This window comes from Micromonospora sp. LOL_015 (genome assembly GCF_048060275.1).
In the GTDB taxonomy this organism is placed as follows: Bacteria; Actinomycetota; Actinomycetes; order Mycobacteriales; family Micromonosporaceae; genus Micromonospora_E.
In genome coordinates this window covers 1-17,978 of record NZ_JBHMIO010000025.1, presented here as the reverse complement: position 1 = coordinate 17,978, position 17,978 = coordinate 1, and the positions used below count along the sequence as shown (strand labels likewise).

Sequence of the window (17,978 nt, the reverse complement as noted above, 5' to 3'; positions counted from 1 at the left end):
ATCCTTGACCCTCCATGTTCCGCATGTCAAGATGCAGTCTCGCTTTGTGAGTACACCGGGAGGATTTGCGTGCGGGTCACGGCGGCGGTACTGGACAGCGCGGGTGCACCGTTCACCCTGCAGGAGCTCGACCTGGCCGAACCCGGCCCGGACGAGGTGCTGGTACGCGTACACAGCGTCGGTATCTGCGGCACCGACCTGGAGTTCGCCAACTTCTTCCCCACCCCGGCGGTGCTCGGCCACGAGGGCGCCGGCGTGGTCGAGCAGGTCGGCGAGCGGGTCACCGGGGTCTCGGCCGGCGACCACGTGGCGATGAGCTTCACCTCGTGCGGCAGTTGCCCGCTCTGTCTGACCGGCAGCCCGGCGTACTGCCGCAGCTTCGACGCGGTCAACTTCGCCGGCCGCCGCCCGGACGGCAGCAGCGCGCTGTCGCGCGACGGCGAACCGGTCAACGGACACTTTCTCGGCCAGTCGTCGTTCGCCAGCCATGTGGTCGCCCCGGCCCGCGCCGTGGTGCCGATCAGCAAGGAGATCGACTTGCGGCTGGTCGGGCCGTTCGGCTGCGGCTTCGGCACCGGGGCCGGCGCGGTGCTCAACGTGCTCCGCCCGCCGGTCGGGTCGTCGATCGTCGTCTTCGGTGCCGGCTCGGTCGGCGTCGCGGCGATCCTGGCCGCTCGGATCGCCGGCTGCACCACGATCGCCGCGGTCGACGTCAACGCCGACAAGCTGGACACCGCCCGGCTCCTCGGCGCCACCCACGGCGTCGACTCGCGCGCCGGGGACGCCAAGGAACTGCTCGCCGCGATCGCCCCGTACGGCTTCGACTTCGCCATCGACGCCACCGGGCGCGAGGAGGTGCTGCGGACCGCGGTCGAATCCCTCGGCCCGCTGGGTCGGTGCGGCGTCGTCGGGGTCGGCCCCAGCGAACGGATGAGCTTCGACTGGCGCAGCATCCTCAACGGGCGCAGCGTCACCGGGATCATCGGCGGCGACAGCCTGCCCCAGGTGTTCCTGCCGAGGCTGCTGGACCTGCACACCGCCGGCCGGTTCCCGGTGGACCGGCTGCTCAGCTACTACCCGTTCGAGCAGATCAACGATGCGGTGACGGCGGTACGCTCCGGCACCGTCGGCAAGGCCGTCCTGACGCTCTGACCCGACCGCGTCCCACTGCGAAACGTTGTCTCGCCATGTGAGTGGGATTACCCTCGGCTCCAGACACCCAGTGGCGCGGCTGGGAAACACCGCGCGGCAGTCAGCACATGTGGAGCTCGCCCGCCATGACTGAATCTCGTATCGCGGGTCCGTCCGACCCGCAGTCCGCGGCACCGTTCGACCACCACTCCGCCGAGTGCAACGCCGACCCGGTCGGCTACTACCGGGCGTACCGGGAAAAGTGCCCGGTCGGCCGGACCGACGCGCACGGTGGCTTCGTCTACACCACCCGGTACGCCGACGTGGTCCGCGTCGCCCGCGACGACGACACCTTCTCCTCGGCCCGCGCCACCGCCGGTGGCGACGGCACCGCCATCGTCATCCCGCGCGGGCCGGGCCTGGAGCAGTACCCGATCGAGCTGGACCCGCCGGCCGCCGGCGACTACCGCGACCTGATCAACCCGCTGCTCACCCAGGACGCAGTCGCGAAACTCGCCCCGTTGATCGCCCGGCACACCACCCGGATCATCGACGACTTCGTCACCGAAGGCTCAGTCGACTTCGTCCGCGACCTGACCAACCCGCTGCCGGCCGCCGTCACCCTGGACTGGCTCGGCTTCCCCGAAGCGGAATGGCCCAAGCTGGCCAAGCCGATCCACGACATTTTCGCCGCCCTGCCCGGCAGCGAACGGGCCATCCGGGGCGGCCAGGGCCTGGCATACATGGACGAACGGATCCGGGAACTGATCCACGCCCGGCGCGCCGAGCCGGCCGACGACGCGGTCAGCTACCTGGTCGCCCAGCGCCGACCCGACGGCGAACTGTTCGGCGTCGACGAACTGGTCTCCGTCATCGGCCTGCTGATCGCCGGCGGGGTGGACACCACCACCTCGTTGACCGGCTCCACCCTGGTGCACCTGAGCCGCCACCCGGAGCAGCGGCAACGGCTGATCGATTCACCCGACCTGCTCGACGGCGCCACCGAGGAGTTCCTGCGGGTCTTCGCGCCGTCCCAGTCGATGGCCCGCACCGCACGCGCCGACGCCGAGGTCGGCGGCTGCCCGGTCAGCGCCGGCGAACGGATCCTGATCCCCTGGGTCGCCGCCAACCACGATCCGGCGGTCTTCCCCGAGCCGGAGCAGGTCCGGCTGGACCGCGACGCCACCCGGCACCTCAGTTTCGGCATCGGCAGCCACCGGTGCGCCGGCGCCCACCTGGCCCGGCTGATGTTCCGCGAAATGATCACCCAGGTGCTGACCCGGCTGCCGGACTACCAGGTCGTCGAGGACGGTCTCGTCGGCTACCCCACCAAGGGCAACCAGACCGGCTGGGACGCCATCCCGGCCGTGTTCACCGCCGGCCGCCGCGCCGCCGACGCGGCGGCCGGCGGCGCCCCGGCGCTCACCCGCCCCGGCGGCGACCGGGAACTGGTCGTCGCGGCGGTCACCCGGGCCGCCGACGAGGTGCTGGAGGTACGGCTGGCCGCCGCCGACGGCGCACCGCTGCCGGCCTGGGCACCCGGCGCCCACCTGGAGGTGCGGCTGCCGTCCGGCCGGGTCCGGCAGTACTCGCTCTGCGGCGATCCCGCCGACACCGGCGGCTACCGGATCGGCGTGCTGCGGGAGACCGCCGGGCGCGGCGGCTCCGTCGAGCTGCACGCCGTCGCCGCCGCCGGCACGACGCTGACAGTACGCGGCCCGCGTAACCACTTCCCGCTGGTCGACGCCGACCAGTACCTCTTCCTGGCCGGCGGGATCGGGATCACCCCGATCCTCGCCATGGTCCGCGAAGCTGTCCGACGCGGCACGCCGTACCGGGTCGTCTACGGCGGCCGCAGCCGGGTCTCGATGGCCTTCGCCGACGAACTGGCCGCCCTCGCCGGCGACCGGGCCGTGCTGCTGCCGCAGGACGAGGCCGGGCTGCCCGACCTCGCCGGGCTGATCGGTGGCGTCGGCGACGGCACCGCCGTCTACTGCTGCGGACCCGGCGCGATGATCAACGCGGTGGAGCAGGTGTGTGCCGACGCCGGACGCACCGGGCAGTTGCACGTGGAGCGCTTTGCCGCTGGCGACGACCTGGAGGTGGCGTTCGACCCGGCGGCCAACACCGAGTTCGACGTCCAGTTGGCCCGCACCGGGGTGACCCTGCGGGTGCCGAAGGACAAGCGAATGATCGAGGTACTGCGCGAGGCCGTGCCCGGGTTGACCTACGACTGTGAGAAGGGCTACTGCGGGGCGTGTGAGACCCGGGTACTGGCGGGTACGCCGGAACACCGCGACTCGCTGCTCACCGAGGGCGAACGGGCCGCCGGCCGCAGCATGATGATCTGCGTCGGCCGGTGCAGCTCCGACCGCCTGGTGCTCGACCTCTGACCCCTGGGAAATACCGGACTTACACGACGGAGAAGCCCGGCGGCAACGTGCCTCGGCCGGTCAGCGCTCGCAGCACCAGCGGTCCGTCACCCACGACGGCGGCGAGCCGGGCTGCCTGCGCGGCCGTCTCGGCGAGGGCCGGTGCCGCGAACTCGCCGACGACGCGGCCACCGCCGCCGCCAGCGCCTCGGCCGGGACGCCGAACCGGGCCGCCCAGTAGGCCTCCGGCGAGGCGACTCCGACCGTCGGCGCAGTGGCCGGCGCGGGCACCGGCCCGGTGGTGGGCAGTACGGCCTGCCCGGCCGTGGCCAGCACCTCGGGCACCTGACGTAGCGCCGCACTGACCGTGTGGCCGACGAGATCAGCAAGGGACCATTCACCGAGTCCTGGACCGGTCCAGCGGTCGGCCGGCACCCGATGGACCAGCTCGGCGTAGGTCGACGCAGCCGACTCGTACGTCTGGCGAAAATTCATACCCGCCAGTGTGCTGGTCAGCGGGAGTGGGAATGCGGGCGGCCCGCTGCGCTACGACTTTGGAGCGCGGCGGGCCGCCCACGTATCGGCGGGTGAGGTCAGCTGCCCCACTCAAAGTTCGGCTCAGCGGCCTCGGCGATCTTGAACCGGCCACCTGGCACCACGGCCGCCGCGCTGCGGTCGGTGACCACGTTCTTACCGAATCCGTCAACTAGCGGGCGGCCGACGTCGCGCTTGAGCCACAGCCGCAGCAGGTGCCGTCGACGCTCCGGCTCCGGGTAGTCGACGTAGCCGGTCCGCGAGTGCAGAGCGGCATAGTTCAGCAGCCACTGCACGTCGCCGGGCTGGAAGTCCATGTCCAGCGCGAGGCCCGGCTCCTGGGCGATCTCGTCGTAGAGGTGCAGCAGCTCGATCTGGGCCTCGGTGAGCCGGGGTACCTCCGGGTAGTCCTGCGCCGAGAAGATCATCGAGCTGCCGGCGTAGGTGCTGAAGACGCCGTCGACGTAGCTGCAGATCGGTGACAGGTAGGTCTTGGCCGGGGCGTCGTGGTCCTGCTTGTACCAGTCCCAGTGCCACGGCTCGAACAGCAGCGGGGCCAGGTCGGGCCGACGGCGCAGAATCTCGTTGTAGATGGTGGTGCCGCTGACCAGGCTGCTCGACCCGCCGTCCTTGGCGGCGCGCAGGCACATCAGCGCGACGACGTCGGAGCTGTCGGAGTGAAACGGCAGCCGGTCACGCACCCGAGACGGCAGCGCCGACGGGTCGTCGAGGGTCTTGTTGGAGGTGGCGATGACGTGGTCGAGCACGTCACCCATCTGGTTCTGCCCCATCGGTACGCCGAGGTGCAGCCCCATCAGGAAGAAGATCGCGCCGGCGAGGGTGTCGCCGTACTCCTCGGTGCGCAGCCCGCGCACCAGGATGAAGCCGCGGCCCGAGTCCATCTGCTGGGCGCATTCGGCGTTGAGGCCGGCGCAGACCGGCAGCGGGTAGTCGGCGGCGGTCACCGTACGCAGGTCGGGGTCGTCGGCGACGAACTTGCGCCCGACGGTCTCCAACTCGGTCCGCTCGGCGTCGCTGAGGTGGTAGATCCATTCGGTGGACTCGCTCAGCTCGTCGCCGCGCCAGGCGGACGGGCCGGAGATCGGGGCCAGGTCGATTGCGGTCGTCATGATGATGCGCTCCGAGGGTCGTCGGTTCTGATGGAAGAGTCGGCCGGTGTCCCGGGTACTACGCGTGGTGGCGTGCGCGGACCGGTTCGGTCAGGACAGGGGTGGCGTGCCCGCCGTGTCCACGGCGTGTGTCAGGTGCCGGGGTGCGACGGTCGGGCGTACTCGACAATCAGAACGGGGTCTGCGGGTCCCCGGCAGCGGTCCCGGGGCGCATGCCCTCACGCGGCGGGTGGACCCGCAGCGGCTCCTCGTAACCGCGCACCAGCAATCCAGCACCTTGCGGAACTCGGATCATGGCGGTCTCCTGCGGCTGTTTGGTCGTGGTCTCCAGCCTAGGCCAGCACCCATCAACCGTCAACAGAGACGCCATCTCGCAAGACGACAGCGCATGAGGATCCATCCAGACGCAGGCCGCGCAGGGAACCCACACCAAGCGGAGATCTTGACGGACCGCCTCTACCTTGACATCCACCCCAACAAAGGCTACCCTTAGCCGCGCACATCGATATTCATGCATATCTGAATATTCATGGCGACGATGCCGGTCAGCCGAGGCCGCGACCGGACAGCCACTCATGACGGGACGGTGGACGATCATGGCTCGTCCACCGGGGCGCTCCACTGGAGCCCGCCTCAGGATGCCTCGATGCATCCCGATCTCCTGTTTGCACACCCCAAGAGGAGGCAAGGATGAAAGCAGGTGAAATCCTGTCGGTCCGCCGGCGCAGCCGGCGGTGGGCAGTCTTCACAGTGGCAGCGATGGTGGTCACTGTCGGTCCGGCGCTGGGCGCTGAGTCCACCCTCGCGTCACGCGCTGTGGCAGCGGCGGACTCGGAACCCGCAGCGGCGGCAGTCCCACCCGCTTTTCCCGGGGCAGAGGGAGCGGGAGCCAACGCCAAAGGCGGCCGTGGCGGTGACGTCTACTACGTGACCACACTCGCTGACAGCGGCGCCGGGTCGCTACGGGCCGGCATCGACAGCGCGCCGGCCGGCGGTAGGACGATTCTGTTCAAGGTCTCTGGCACGATCGCACTGAACTCAAACCTCGGGATCAACAAGTCGAACATAACGATCGCCGGCCAGAGCGCGCCCGGCGATGGGATCGCGATCCGCAACTACACCATCGGCATCCGCAACGGCGCACATGATGTGGTGATCCGTCACATCCGGCTGCGCACCGGGGCGAACGACTCGCGCGACAGCATGTGGATCTCGTCTGGCCGCAACATCATCATCGACCACGTATCCGCGTCATGGGGATCGGACGAGGTGATTTCGGCAAGTCGCGATGTTCAAGATCTGACGGTACAAAACACGATCATCTCTGAGGCGCTGAACCGCGCCAACCACGGCTTCGGCAGCATCATCGCCTCCGCACACGACACCACGTACTCCTGGCACCACAACCTGTGGGCGAACAACGTCAGCCGCAACCCGCGTCCGGGTACCGACGCCCCAGACCCCGGTTTCCGGCTGGACCTGCGCAACAACGTTTTCTCCAACTGGGGCTACGCCGCCGGCTACAGCGGCAGCGACGACGGCCGGATCGAGCTGAACTACGTCAACAACTACCTCGTGGCCGGGCCGAACTCGACTGAGACATGTGCCATGGACAGCGGCGGCAGTCTCCAGAACTACCAATCAGGCAACATGATCGACCTGAACAGGAACGGCCGGGTCGACGGTAGCGACACCGGGTGGGGAATGTTCTGCGGCAGTTACACCAAACACGGCAACGAGTGGCCCGTCCCGCCGGTAACGACCGATTCCGCGGGCGCGGCATACGCGCGAGTGCTTGCTCAGGGCGGCGCAATGCCGTGGCGTCGCGACTCGGTCGACAGACGAATCATCGACTCCGTCCGCCAGCAAAACGGGAGAATCATCAACAACGTCTCTGATGTCGGCGGTTGGCCCACTCTCGTCTCGGAGCCGGCGCCCACCGACACCGACAGTGACGGCATGCCGGACTACTGGGAGCAGGCCCTCGGGCTCAACCCGAGCAACGCCGCGGACCGGAACAACACCGACGCGGCCGGCTACACGATGCTCGAGAACTACCTGAACTGGTTGGCTGAGGGCCACGCTGTGGTCGACCGGAACGGTTCCGTGGACGTGGACCTGCGCGCCCTCAACGGCGGATCGAACCTGAACTTCACCGCGGCCTCCGGTCGCAACGGCACGGTCACCCTGCTGGGTGACGGCCGCACCGCCCGCTTCACCCCGGCGACGAACTACAGCGGGCTGGCAAACTTCACCTACACCGCGACCGACCCGGCCACCGGGCTGAGCTTCGGCCCGGTTGGGGTGGGCGTCCTGGTACGAGGCAACGGCGGCCCGCCGCCCACCACCGCACCACCCACCACCGCACCACCCACCACCGCACCACCCACCACCGCACCACCCACGACAGGATGTCGGGTCACGTACACGGTCAACGCCTGGAACTCCGGGCTCACCACGGCCATCAGCGTGACCAACACCAGCACTACGACGGTCAACGGATGGACGCTGGCGTTCACGCTGCCCAGCGGGCAGACCATCACGAATGGCTGGAACGCCACCTACTCCCCGCTGAGCGGACCGGTCAAAGCCAGCAACGTCTCCTACAACGGCACGATCGCACCGAACTCCTCAGTCGACTTCGGCTTCCAGGCCACCCATACCGGAAACACCGGGCGACCGTCCTCGTTCACACTCAACGGCACCGCCTGCGCATTCGCCTGATCAACCGGCCGGCACCGGTGGCCCTCGGGCCAGCGGTGCCGGCCGAACCCCGGCCGGGTGAAGGCGCAACAGCCGGTCAGTCTGCGGCGGTGTGCCGGACCTCGCCGGCAACGATGGTGGCCAGCACGGTGCCAGCGGTCAGCACGTCGGCGTCCGGGGTGAGCGGATCGACGTCGAGCACGGTCAGATCCGCCGGTTCGCCGACCCGGAGCATCCCGCCGCCCCAGCCGGCCTGCGGGTTGCCGGCGACCTGCGCCGCGCCGGTGGTGAACAGCGCCAAGGCCTCGGCGGCGGAGAGGGCCTGGTCCGGACCGAGCGGCTCGTCACGGCCCCGGACCCGACGGGTACGGGCCTGCCAGATGCCGTGCAGCACCGACATCGGCGGCCCTGGGCCGTCCGAGCCGCCCCCGACCGTCACGCCCGCGTCCAACCATGAGCGAAGCGGGTTGGCGGCGGCCGCCGCCGGCTCGCCGAGCCGGTCGATCAGGTTGAGCCCGAACGCCCACTGCAGCGCCGGATGCGCCGACACCGACACGCCGAGCCGCCGGGCGGTCGCCATCGCCTCCGGCCCTGGACCGAGATAGGCGTGGATCAGATGAAAACCCAGGCCGGCGATTGGCGTACCGGCCGCGACCTCGGCGAAGACCGACAGCGTCAGGTCGATCGCGGCGTCGCCGACCGCGTGCACACCGACGCCGCGCCCATGGGCCGCAGCCGCCGCGCAGTGCGCCCGCACCGTCTCGGTACGCAGACTCTGGTTACCGTGGTAGCCGTTGGTGCCCGGCCAGGGTGCCGACAGCAGCGCGGTGCCGAGTGAGCCGCCGCCGTCGAGGAACAGCTTCGTCGGCCCGGCGCGCAGCAGACCCGGCGTGGCCCGGTCAAAGTCACAATCATCGAGGGTACGGCGAAGCTGCGCGTCGTTGACGTCGTCGCCGCCCAACGGCATCGCAACGGTACGCAACCGCAGCGCACCGGCCCGTCCGGCCACCGCGTAGGCGGCCAGCTCTGCGGCCGGCACCGCCGGGTCGACGGCCGTGGTGATCCCGTGGGCGAGCAGTTCCGCCTGCCCGGCGGTGATCCAGTCGATCCTCGTCCGCTGGTCCGGCTCCGGGACCACCGCCCGGACCAGGGCGACCGCCGGATGTTCGACGAGCAGCCCGGTCGGGGTGCCGTCGGGGTACCGGTCGATCCGCCCGCCGGGCGGGTCCGGGGTGTCGGCGGTGATCCCGGCCAGCCGCAGCGCAGTCAGGTTGGCGATGCCGTCGTGGCCCTTGCGATCCAGCAGCACCGGCCGACCGGGGGCGGCGGCCTCCAACTCGGCTGCGCTGGGTAGCCGACGTTCGGCCAGATCACCTGGGTCGAAGCCGGCGTCGGCCTCGATCCATCGGCGGGTGGGATGCCGGCGGGCGTACCCGCTGATCCGGTCGCAGACGGCGCGGACGCTGACCGCGTCGTCCAGCCCGACCCGGGCAGCGGCCCGGCCGGCCCAGATCAGATGGACGTGACTGTCGACGAAGCCGGGCAGCACCACCGCGCCGGGCGGGGCGAGCTCCGGCGTACCGGTGGGGACGGCGGCGCGGGCGGCGCGCAGGTCACCGACGGCCGCGATCCGCCCGGCACGCACGGCCACCGACTCGGCCCGCGGGCCGGCCGGATCCATCGTCCGCACGTCGCCGACAACGAGCAGGTCACCGCCGGTCACCGGGTCACCTGCCGGAAGGCGAGGGCCTCGTGCACGGTCCGGGCGGCCCGCGCCCCGGCGTGCACCGCGTCGTGCAGCCGCCCCGGGCGCAGCGCGTCGCCGCAGCGCAGCACTGGCCGGCCGGCGGCCACCTCGACGACAGCCTCGTACAGGTCGTGGTGGGGTTCGCGACCGACCGCCGCGACGATCAGCCCGGCCCGCAGTACCGTTCCGTCCACCTGCACCTCCTGGTCGTTGGTAACCCTGGCCCGGTGGCCGAGCATGGTCCGCACACCGACCGAGGCGAGCAGGTCGGCCCAGGTCGGTGGGTCGTCGGGGGGTTCGTCGTCGAGCACCCGGGTGGTGTCGCCGAGCAGCGTGACGTCGGCACCGCGCCGGGCCAGCGACGCCGCCGTGCTGGTGCCGGTCCGGCCGGCGCCGATCACCAGCACCGAACCGTCGGCGGGCAGCGGCACCAGGCCGCGCAACACGTCGAGCGCGGGCACCGCGCCGGGCAGCGGCCGCGCCACGCCGCCGGTGGCGACCAGCAGCCCGGCCCACTGTCTACCGAGGTCAGTCGGGTGCAACGGGGCGTCGATCACCTCGACGGTGCTCGCCGTAAGCCGGTCGGTCAACCAGCGCAGGTACGGGGTGAAGCTGTCGTGCACCCCGCTGTCCACCGCGTCCCGCAGGGCCCCGCCGAGCCGGCCGCCGGTGTAGAGCCGGACCCGGTGTCCGGACCCGGCGAGCCGGTGCGCGGCTTCCAGGCCGGCCGGACCGGCCCCGGCGACGAGCACTGGCGCGTCCGGTTGCACCGGGTCGGACGACTCTGGCGCGGGCGGCGCGGTGGCTGGCGGCAGGCTCAGCGATGGGTTGACGGTGCAGGCGACCGGCCGACCGACCAGGGCGGCACGGGCGTGGCAGCCGTCGTTGCCGCGTACGCAGGGGCGGATCCGTCCGGCGGCACCGGCCAGCGCCTTGGCCGCCCAGTCCGGGTCGGCGAGGAAAGCCCGGCCGAGCGCGACCAGGTCGGCGGTGCCGTCGCGGAGCAGCGTGGCGGCTTGTGCCGGTTCGGTGATCCCACCACAGGCGATGGTGGGCAGCCCGGCGGCCCGCAGGGTCCGGGCCGAGCGCCAGGCGGCTCCGAGGGGTACGGCGGCCGGCGGCACCTGGCGTACCCGCGTGGCGTGGTTGCCCGACGACACGTGCACCGCGTCGACCTGGCCGGTGACGGCCAGGGCGGCGACCAACTCGGCGGTCTCGGCCAGATCCTGCCCGCCGGGTTCGTGGTCGCGGTCAGACAGCCGTACGGTGAGCGCCACCTCGGCCGGCAGCGCGGCCCGGCAGCGGGCGACCACCTCCAGCAGGATGCGACGTCGCCGGGCCGGACCGCCGCCGTAGTCGTCGTCGCGCCGGTTGGTGTGCGGGGAGAGGAATCCGGCGAGCAGGTAGCCGTTGGCCGCCTGGATCTCCACCACCTGGAAGCCGGCCTGGGCAGCACGGGCGGCGGCGTGGCCGAATCCGTCGACGACGGCGGCGATCTCGTCGACGGTGATCGCGCGGGGGCGCAGGCCGAGCCGGTGTTCGATGGCGGGCCAGGGCACCGCCGACGCGGCAAGTGCCTCCCCCGGCAGGGTGCGCTGCCGTCCGGCGTGGGCGATTTGCAGCCCGGCGACGCGACCGCCGGCCCGGATCCGCTCGGCGACCGGGGCCAACGCGGCGGCGTGGTCATCACTTGCGATGCTGAGATGGCCGGGGAAGCCAAGGGCGGTCCCGTCGTCGATCGCGGTGAACTCGACGATGGTCAACGCGCTCCCCCGGCCGACCCGCGCATAGTGGTCCCGGTGCCACGGCTGGGCGTACCCGCCGGCGTCGGCCGCACCGGTCGAGGTGGGTGCCTTGACGATCCGGGACCGCAGCGTGACCGGCCCGAGCCGGTACGGGTCGGCGAGCAGAGTGGCCGCTTCGGCGGAGTCCATCAGTGGCCCCGCAGCACCCGGGCGGCGCCGTCTGCGCGGGGGTCGCTGGCCGCGTCGAGGCCGGCGGGGGTGAGCCGGGCCAGTTGGACGTGCCCGGCGTCGTCGTGGCGCTGTGGCAACTGCACCACCCGCAGGTTGAGATCGGCGGCGGCGGCCCGCAGCGCGTCGGTGGCCGGCGTGTCGGGTTCGAGCAGCAGGCTGGGCCGGTCCTGGCCGACGTCGCGGGCACCGATCACCCAGCGGGGGCGGGCCAGCAGGCCGGCCGGGTCGGCGGTGGTCAGCGCGTCGGCGGCGACCTGGGCCAGGATCCACGGCTGGGCCCGGCCGCCCTGGCAGCCGAGCGCGACGACCCGGTCCGGCCCGGTGGCGATCGCCGGGCAGAGAGTGTGCGGTGGCCGGGCACCGGGGCGCAGCCGGCCGGGGTGGGCCGGGTCGAGGCTGAACACCGACCCCCGGTTGTGCAGCACCAGGCCGGTGCCGGGTTCGCAGATGCCGGCGCCGAAGGTCTGGAAGACGCTCTGGATCAGGGTGACGGTGGTGCCGTCGTTGCCGACGGCGGTGACCGCGACGGTGTCGCCGGCCGGTTTCGGGCCGGGCGGCGGCACCGGTCCGGTCGGCGGGTCGGTGCGCAGCAGCAGCCCGTCGAGGTCGACCGGGCCGACTCGGGGATCCCCGAGCAGGGTGTCGCGGCGCTGCTCGGCGGTCCGCGCGGTGGTCAGCGCGGCGGCGTCAGCGGGCCGGGCGCTGGTGGCACCGCCGGCCGCCGGGCCGCCGTCGGCGGTGCGGCCGGCGGCGGCGAGCATGGCCAGCAGGGTGGCGCCCTGGCTGGGCGGCGGCGCGACCGACCAGGTCACCTGGGAACCGGCGGCGGAGTACCGCAGTGGATCAGTCAGCTCGGCGGCGTGCCCGGCGAGGTCGGCGGTGGTCAGCGGGCTGCCGAGTGCGGCCAGCCCGGCGGTCAGCGTATCGGCGAGTTCGCCCTGGTAGTAGTCGCGCCAGTCGGCGCCGATGGTGCCGAGGGTGCGGGCCAGCGCCGGCTGGCGCAGCACCGCCCCGGCCGGCAGCGGCGTACCGTCGCCGTCGAGCAGCAGTGCGGCCAGGCCGGGATCGGCGCGGACCACATCGAGCCTGCGCAGGATCGCCGCAGCCAGGCCGAGGCTGACCGGGACGCCGCCGGCGGCCAACTCGACGGCGGGTGCCAGCACCCGGGCCAGCGGCAGCCGGCCGCCGAGATCGGCGAGCGCGGCCCAGCCGGCGACGACACCGGGCACGGTGACGGTCAGCGGACCGCCGGCAGGCATCCGGTCCCCGGCTGCGCGCAGCGCCGCGACGTCGACGCCGGCGGCAGCCGCGCCGACCGACAGCACCGCCCGGACTCGGTCGTCGGGGGTGCGGACCAGAGCGATCAGGTCACCGCCGGCCGAGCACTGGTGCGGGTAGGCGACGGTGAGCGCCGCGGCGGCGGCGAGGGCGGCGTCGACGACGCCGCCGCCGGCCGCCACCACGTCGGCGGCGGCGTCCAGCGCGGACGGATGTGGTGCGGCGAGCGCGATCTCGATCGACATGTAGGTCAGTCTCGCTGGATCAGGATGGTACGGGCGAACGCCCCGTCGGCGCCGACCAGTTTCGTCGGCAGGCAGACCAGTTCGTACTCCCCTGGCGGCACGGCGTCCAGATCGGCGTTCTCCAGGATGATCACGCCGGAGCCGAGCAGCGCGTGGTGGGCGTCCCAGGTGTCGGTGCGCCGGTGGCTCTCGATGGTCAGGTAGTCGATGCCGATCAGCGCGACCTGCTGGTCGATCAGCCAGCGGGCGGCCTCCGGGGAGAGCCCGACCCAGGATTCGGCGCGTTCGGTCTCGCGCAACGGGCCGGCCGAGTTGCTGGTCTTGAGCAGCACCCGGGTGGTACCGGCAACTCCGGCGGCGACCAGGTCGGCGACGGACACGTCCCCGTCGACGGCGGTCAGGTCGGCGACCACGGCCGGGCCGACCAGGGTCTCCAGCGCCACCTCGTCGATCGGGGTGGCACCGTCGACGAAGTGCGCCGGTGCGTCGACGTGGGTTCCGGTGTGCGCGCCGAGTCGCCATCGGGTGACGTTGGAGGCGTCGCCGTTGGCCAGCGACTCGACGATCTCCACCTCAGGTTTGCGGCCCCAGTGCAGCATCTTCGGGTGGATCGGCAGGGTGATGTCGTAGATTTTCACGCGGAGTGCTCCTTCGCGGCGCTGGTCGGCCGATGAACGGACAGTCAGGGCCGGTGAGTGGGGTCGGGCCAGGGTTCGCGCACGGCGGCGGCGACAGCCCGCGCGGTGGTCGCCACGCAGCGGTCGAACTCGGCCCGGCCGTGCTCGGCGGTGGCGTCGGCGACGTCGCGGCCCCACACACCGGTGTCACTGACCTGGTCCATCCGGTAGTCCCAGAACGAGTCGACGTCGCGGTGCGAGGTGGCCTTGTCCATCCGGACCAGGTCCGGATACAGGTGCAGCATCACCGAGGTCTCGAAGTAGTTGGCGTGCATCAGCCCGCGCCCGTGGTAGACGTGGCCGTCGACCTCCGGTCCGGGGTACATGGTCACGTAGGCCAACGCCCGTACCCGTGAGTCGCGGTGGCGTACCCGTAGCTTCTCGGCGGATACGTCGAGCGAGCCGTTGTTCCAGATGTGCCCGTTGAGCAGGATGAACTGCCGGACGCCGCTGGCGTGCAGTGAGTCGATGACGTCCTCGACGACGGCGATCAGGGTCTCCGGGCGCAGCGCGATGGTGCCGGCGAAGTCGCCGTGTGAGGCGGAGACGCCGTACCCGATAGGGGGCACCACCGGCACGCCGGTGAGCGCGGAGACGTCGCGGGCGACCGCGTCGCAGATCAGCGTGTCGACGGCGAGCGGCAGGTGCGGGCCGTGCTGTTCGGTGGCGCCGACCGGGATGATCACCGAGTCGACGGTGGTCGCCGTCTGGCCGGCCTCGGGCCAGGTCAGGTCGGCCCAGGCGACCGGCGTGCCGGGGCCGCCGAGCTCGGCGGCGAGCGCCGCCCGGTCAAGGTCGGTGCGGGACGGTTCAGACACGGTGTTCCTCTCTCGGTACATGGACGGAGTCGGGCGCGGTGCGATACGTGGACGGGTCACCAGGCCCGGCGAGTCTTCTCCGGCAGCAGGTCGATGGCCTCCATCGCGGTGACGGCGCCGTCGACGGTGGTGATCCAGACCCGGGCCTGCGGGCTGTAGTCGCTGATCAGCTCGCGGCACACCCCACACGGGGCGATGACCCGAAACCGGCCGGCCGGCTTGATCTGCACCGAGACCACGCTGTCGACGGTGAGCGGCGTCCCGGCGGGCAACGCGGCGCGGGCCGCGCCGAGGGCGACACCTTCAGCACAGATCGAGCTGCGCCGGCAGGACCCTTCCAGGTGTACGCCGGTGTGGATGGTGCCGTCCGGGGCGCGCAGCGCGGTGGCGACCTCGTGCCGGCCGGCGACCCAGACCTTCGACAGCAGCCGCTGGGCGACGTCGAGCAACTCGACCTCGCCCGGGGTCATCCCGGCCGGTGCCGGCACCGGAGCGACATCCTCGGTGATCATGCGGTGATCCCGAGCAGCCTGGCCATGTTGCCGCCCTCGACGAGTGCCCGGTCCGCGGCGTCCGGGATCGCCTTGGCAATCTTCATCCGTTCCAGGTCGAAGTCGGAGCCGGGCCACTCGCTGCCCAGCAGGATCTGCTCCGGGCCGAGCCGAGCGTACGCCCGCTTGACGTCGCTGATCAGCGTGGCTGAGGTCTCCAGGTAGACGTGCGGGTTCCGTTCGGCGACGATGATCGCCTCGGGAACGTTCCAGACCGCTCCCATGTGGGCGATGATCGTCGGCACCTGCGGGTGCCCCTTGGCGATCTCCTCAATCGCGAGCGGCGCGCAGAACGCGTCATCGAGGGCGTTGATCAGCACCATCAGGCCGTGTTCGGCGCAGGCGGCGAAGACCGGGTCGAGCAGTCCGTGGTCGGCGACGTGGTAGCCGTGCAGGCTGGGGTGCAGTTTGAGCCCTTTGAGGCCGGCGTCGGCGATCCGGGCGATCTCGTCGAGCGCGTCGTCGTCGGCCGGGCGGACCTGCCCGAAGCCGAACAGCCGGTCCGGGTGGGCCTTGGTCAGGCCGATAATGAAGTCGTTCTCGATCCGCTGGGCCAGGGAGCAGACCATTGCCATGTCGACCCCGGCGGCGTCCATCCGGTCCAGGATTCGTCGCGGGTCGAACGGCGTGTACGGTGGCGGCGCCTGCCCCGGCCGGGCACCGGTCAGGTAGTCGGACCTGCCCCGGACGTCCTGGGTGGTGTTGTATGCGTCGATGATCACTGTGCTGTGCCTCCGGTGGTGACGGTCGACGGTGCCGGAATGTCAGCCGGCACCAAGGGCAAATGGCAGCGGACCGTACGGCCCGGGTGGATCGGTCGCAGCGCCGGCGCTTCGATGCGGCAGCGGTCGACGGCGTACCGGCAGCGCGTGTGGAACAGGCAGCCGGCCGGTGGGTGAGCGGGATCAGGCAGCTCGCCGGCGAGCACAATCCGTTCCCGGTCGGACTTCCGGTCGAGGGTGGGCACGGCCGACAGCAGTGCCTCGCTGTACGGATGTGCCGGCCTGCCGAAGAAGGTGTCCCGGTCGGCGACCTCGATGATCTGGCCGAGGTACATGACGGCGATCCGGTCGGCGATGTGCCGCACCACGCCAAGGTCGTGCGAGATGAACAGCATGGTCAGCCCGCGCTCCCGGGTCAGGTCGGCGAGCAGGTTCACCACCTGGGCCTGGATGGAGACGTCGAGTGCGGACACCGGCTCGTCGGCGACGATGAACCGGGGTGACGGGGCGAGCGCCCGGGCGATGCCGATGCGCTGCCGCTGGCCGCCGGAGAACTCGTGCGGCCGGCGTCGGCCGGCGTCGCGACCCAGCCCGACGAGGTCGAGCAGTTCGTCGACGGCCCGGCTGGCGTCGGCCCGGCTGGCCCCCCGGCCGCGCAGCAGCGGCTCGGCGACGCTGTCGGCGATCCGCCGCCGCGGGTTGAGCGAGCTGAACGGATCCTGGAAGACCATCTGCAGATCCGCGCGGATCTGCCGGAACACGGCTCCGCGCAGGCCGGTGATCTCCCGGCCGAGCAGTCGGATGCTGCCGGCGGTGGGTTCGGTGATCCGCAGGACGGCCCGGCCGAGGGTGGACTTGCCGCAACCGGACTCGCCGACCAGGCCGAGGGTCTCACCCTCGCGGATCTCCAGGTCGACGTCGCGCACGGCGCGGACCGGATCACCGCCGCGCCCCGGGTACTCCACCCGCAGGCCGGTCAGCTGGATCAGTGGCACGCTGGTCACGGTCGACCTCCGACCGCTGTCGGGGTGCGGGCGGTGTGCCGGGCCGACGCGTCGAGCAGGCACGCGTCGACATGGCCCGGTTCGCCGTACCGGTTGACAAGCTCGGGCGGCGACGTGTCGCAGTCGGCGTGGGCGAACGCGCAGCGTGGGGCGAAGCCGCAGCTGGGTGGTCGGTCGACGCCGGTAAGCGGGCTGCCGGGGATGGCCGGCAGCAGGTCGGCGACCGGCCCGTCGACCCGGGGCACCGAGTCGAGCAGCCCCATCGTGTACGGGTGCTGCGGTGAGTACAGCACCTGGTCGCGGGTGCCCTGCTCGACGATGCGGCCGCCGTACATGACGGCGACCCGGTCGGCGACCTCGGCGACCACTCCGAGGTCGTGGGTGATCAGGACGATCGAGGTGCCGTGCTCGGCCTGCAGCCGTTTGAGGGTGGCCAGCACCTGGGCCTGGATGGTGACGTCGAGGGCGGTGGTCGGCTCGTCGGCGATCAGCACGGTCGGGTCGTTCGCCAGCCCGATCGCGATCATGACGCGTTGCCGCATGCCGCCGGAGAGCTGGTGCGGGTAGGCGCGCGCGTTACGGGCCGGGTTGGCGATGCCGACGTCGGCGAGCAGCTCCTCGGCCCGCTGCCAGGCCCGCGCCCGGCTGATCCGTTGATGGGTACGGATCATCTCGGCGACCTGGGCCCCGGCTCGCTGCAACGGGTTGAGCGCGGCGAGGGCGTCCTGGAAGACCACCGAGATGTCCCGGCCCCGGACCCGGCGCAGGTCGGCCTCGCTGGCGGTGGTCAGGTCCCGCCCGTCGAACTCCACCCGGCCGGTGATGTGCGTGCCGGGTGCCCGGTTGAGCCCGACCAGGCTCATCGCCAGGGCGGACTTGCCGGAGCCGGACTCGCCGACCAGAGCGAGAATCTCACCGGCGTGCAGGTCGAGGTCGACGCCGGCGACGGCCGGCAGCCGACCGGCCGGTACGTCGAACTCGACCCGCAGTCCGCGCACGGACAGTACCGGCGCCGCCGGGCCGGTCGGGGCCGGGCCGGTCGGGGCCGGGCCGGTCGGGGCCGGGCCGGTCGGGGCCGGGCCGGTCGGGG

The 17,978-nt window shown here is 72.0% G+C and carries 15 protein-coding genes; 3 read left to right on the top strand and 12 right to left on the bottom strand.

The features are described 5' to 3' along the window. The first annotated feature begins 69 nt into the window (after nt 1–69). Both ACFHWU_RS19535 and ACFHWU_RS19530 read left to right on the top strand, forming a co-directional pair. Nucleotides 70–1,152 carry an NAD(P)-dependent alcohol dehydrogenase gene (locus tag ACFHWU_RS19535; RefSeq protein ID WP_416591211.1) on the top strand — a complete coding sequence of 361 codons (1,083 nt, stop codon included), beginning with the start codon at nt 70–72 and terminating at the stop codon, nt 1,150–1,152. A 125-nt stretch (nt 1,153–1,277) separates the two neighbouring features. After that, nucleotides 1,278–3,524, top strand: coding sequence for a cytochrome P450 (locus ACFHWU_RS19530; protein WP_416591210.1), 2,247 nt, complete (start codon nt 1,278–1,280; stop codon nt 3,522–3,524). A gap of 60 nt (nt 3,525–3,584) precedes the next feature. On the opposite strand, the gene ACFHWU_RS19525 is transcribed toward ACFHWU_RS19530, so the two are convergent. The 3 genes from ACFHWU_RS19525 to ACFHWU_RS19515 all read right to left on the bottom strand — a co-directional run bounded on the left by ACFHWU_RS19525 (nt 3,585) and on the right by ACFHWU_RS19515 (nt 5,462). After that, on the bottom strand, nt 3,585–3,998 hold the full coding sequence (locus tag ACFHWU_RS19525; RefSeq protein WP_416552555.1) for a hypothetical protein: 414 nt from the start codon (nt 3,996–3,998) through the stop codon (nt 3,585–3,587). 98 nt (nt 3,999–4,096) lie between these two features. After that, nucleotides 4,097–5,167 carry a TauD/TfdA family dioxygenase gene (locus ACFHWU_RS19520; RefSeq protein ID WP_416552553.1) on the bottom strand — a complete coding sequence of 357 codons (1,071 nt, stop codon included), beginning with the start codon at nt 5,165–5,167 and terminating at the stop codon, nt 4,097–4,099. Between the two features lie 169 nt (nt 5,168–5,336). Continuing rightward, on the bottom strand, nt 5,337–5,462 hold the full coding sequence (locus ACFHWU_RS19515) for a hypothetical protein (RefSeq protein WP_255500449.1): 126 nt from the start codon (nt 5,460–5,462) through the stop codon (nt 5,337–5,339). A 395-nt stretch (nt 5,463–5,857) separates the two neighbouring features. On the opposite strand from ACFHWU_RS19515, the gene ACFHWU_RS19510 reads away from it, so the two are divergent. Then, nucleotides 5,858–7,891, top strand: coding sequence for a cellulose binding domain-containing protein (locus tag ACFHWU_RS19510; RefSeq protein ID WP_416591209.1), 2,034 nt, complete (start codon nt 5,858–5,860; stop codon nt 7,889–7,891). 76 nt (nt 7,892–7,967) lie between these two features. Here the strand turns inward: ACFHWU_RS19510 and ACFHWU_RS19505 are convergent, their stop codons facing one another. The 9 genes from ACFHWU_RS19505 to ACFHWU_RS19465 form a co-directional block, all read right to left on the bottom strand. Next, nucleotides 7,968–9,593, bottom strand: a complete 1,626-nt coding sequence (locus tag ACFHWU_RS19505) for an amidohydrolase (protein ID WP_416567883.1) — start codon at nt 9,591–9,593, stop codon at nt 7,968–7,970. Further along, the gene (locus ACFHWU_RS19500) at nt 9,590–11,551 is read right to left on the bottom strand and encodes an FAD-dependent oxidoreductase (RefSeq protein WP_416591208.1); all 1,962 of its coding nucleotides are present in this window, start codon (nt 11,549–11,551) and stop codon (nt 9,590–9,592) included. The genes ACFHWU_RS19505 and ACFHWU_RS19500 overlap by 4 nt, the downstream gene beginning before the upstream one ends. Then, nucleotides 11,551–13,116 (bottom strand): gamma-glutamyltransferase, encoded by a 1,566-nt coding sequence (locus ACFHWU_RS19495; protein WP_416591207.1) that lies wholly within the window; start codon nt 13,114–13,116, stop codon nt 11,551–11,553. Before ACFHWU_RS19495 ends, ACFHWU_RS19500 begins: the two co-directional genes overlap by 1 nt. A 5-nt stretch (nt 13,117–13,121) precedes the next feature. Next, nucleotides 13,122–13,754 (bottom strand): cyclase family protein, encoded by a 633-nt coding sequence (locus tag ACFHWU_RS19490; protein ID WP_416552543.1) that lies wholly within the window; start codon nt 13,752–13,754, stop codon nt 13,122–13,124. A gap of 44 nt (nt 13,755–13,798) precedes the next feature. Then, the gene (locus ACFHWU_RS19485; RefSeq protein ID WP_416552541.1) at nt 13,799–14,611 is read right to left on the bottom strand and encodes a creatininase family protein; all 813 of its coding nucleotides are present in this window, start codon (nt 14,609–14,611) and stop codon (nt 13,799–13,801) included. A 56-nt stretch (nt 14,612–14,667) separates the two neighbouring features. Beyond that, nucleotides 14,668–15,123: a hypothetical protein gene (locus ACFHWU_RS19480; RefSeq protein WP_416552539.1), complete on the bottom strand. Its 456-nt coding sequence runs from the start codon at nt 15,121–15,123 to the stop codon at nt 14,668–14,670. Further along, a complete protein-coding gene (locus ACFHWU_RS19475; RefSeq protein WP_416552537.1) occupies nt 15,120–15,884 on the bottom strand; it encodes an amidohydrolase family protein in 765 nt (254 codons plus the stop codon). The genes ACFHWU_RS19480 and ACFHWU_RS19475 overlap by 4 nt, the downstream gene beginning before the upstream one ends. Continuing rightward, nucleotides 15,881–16,888: an ABC transporter ATP-binding protein gene (locus ACFHWU_RS19470; RefSeq protein ID WP_416552535.1), complete on the bottom strand. Its 1,008-nt coding sequence runs from the start codon at nt 16,886–16,888 to the stop codon at nt 15,881–15,883. The genes ACFHWU_RS19475 and ACFHWU_RS19470 overlap by 4 nt, the downstream gene beginning before the upstream one ends. Beyond that, nucleotides 16,885–17,978, bottom strand: a 1,094-nt coding sequence (locus tag ACFHWU_RS19465) for an ABC transporter ATP-binding protein (RefSeq protein ID WP_416591206.1), incomplete at its 5' end; no start/stop codon positions are given. The genes ACFHWU_RS19465 and ACFHWU_RS19470, both read right to left, overlap by 4 nt.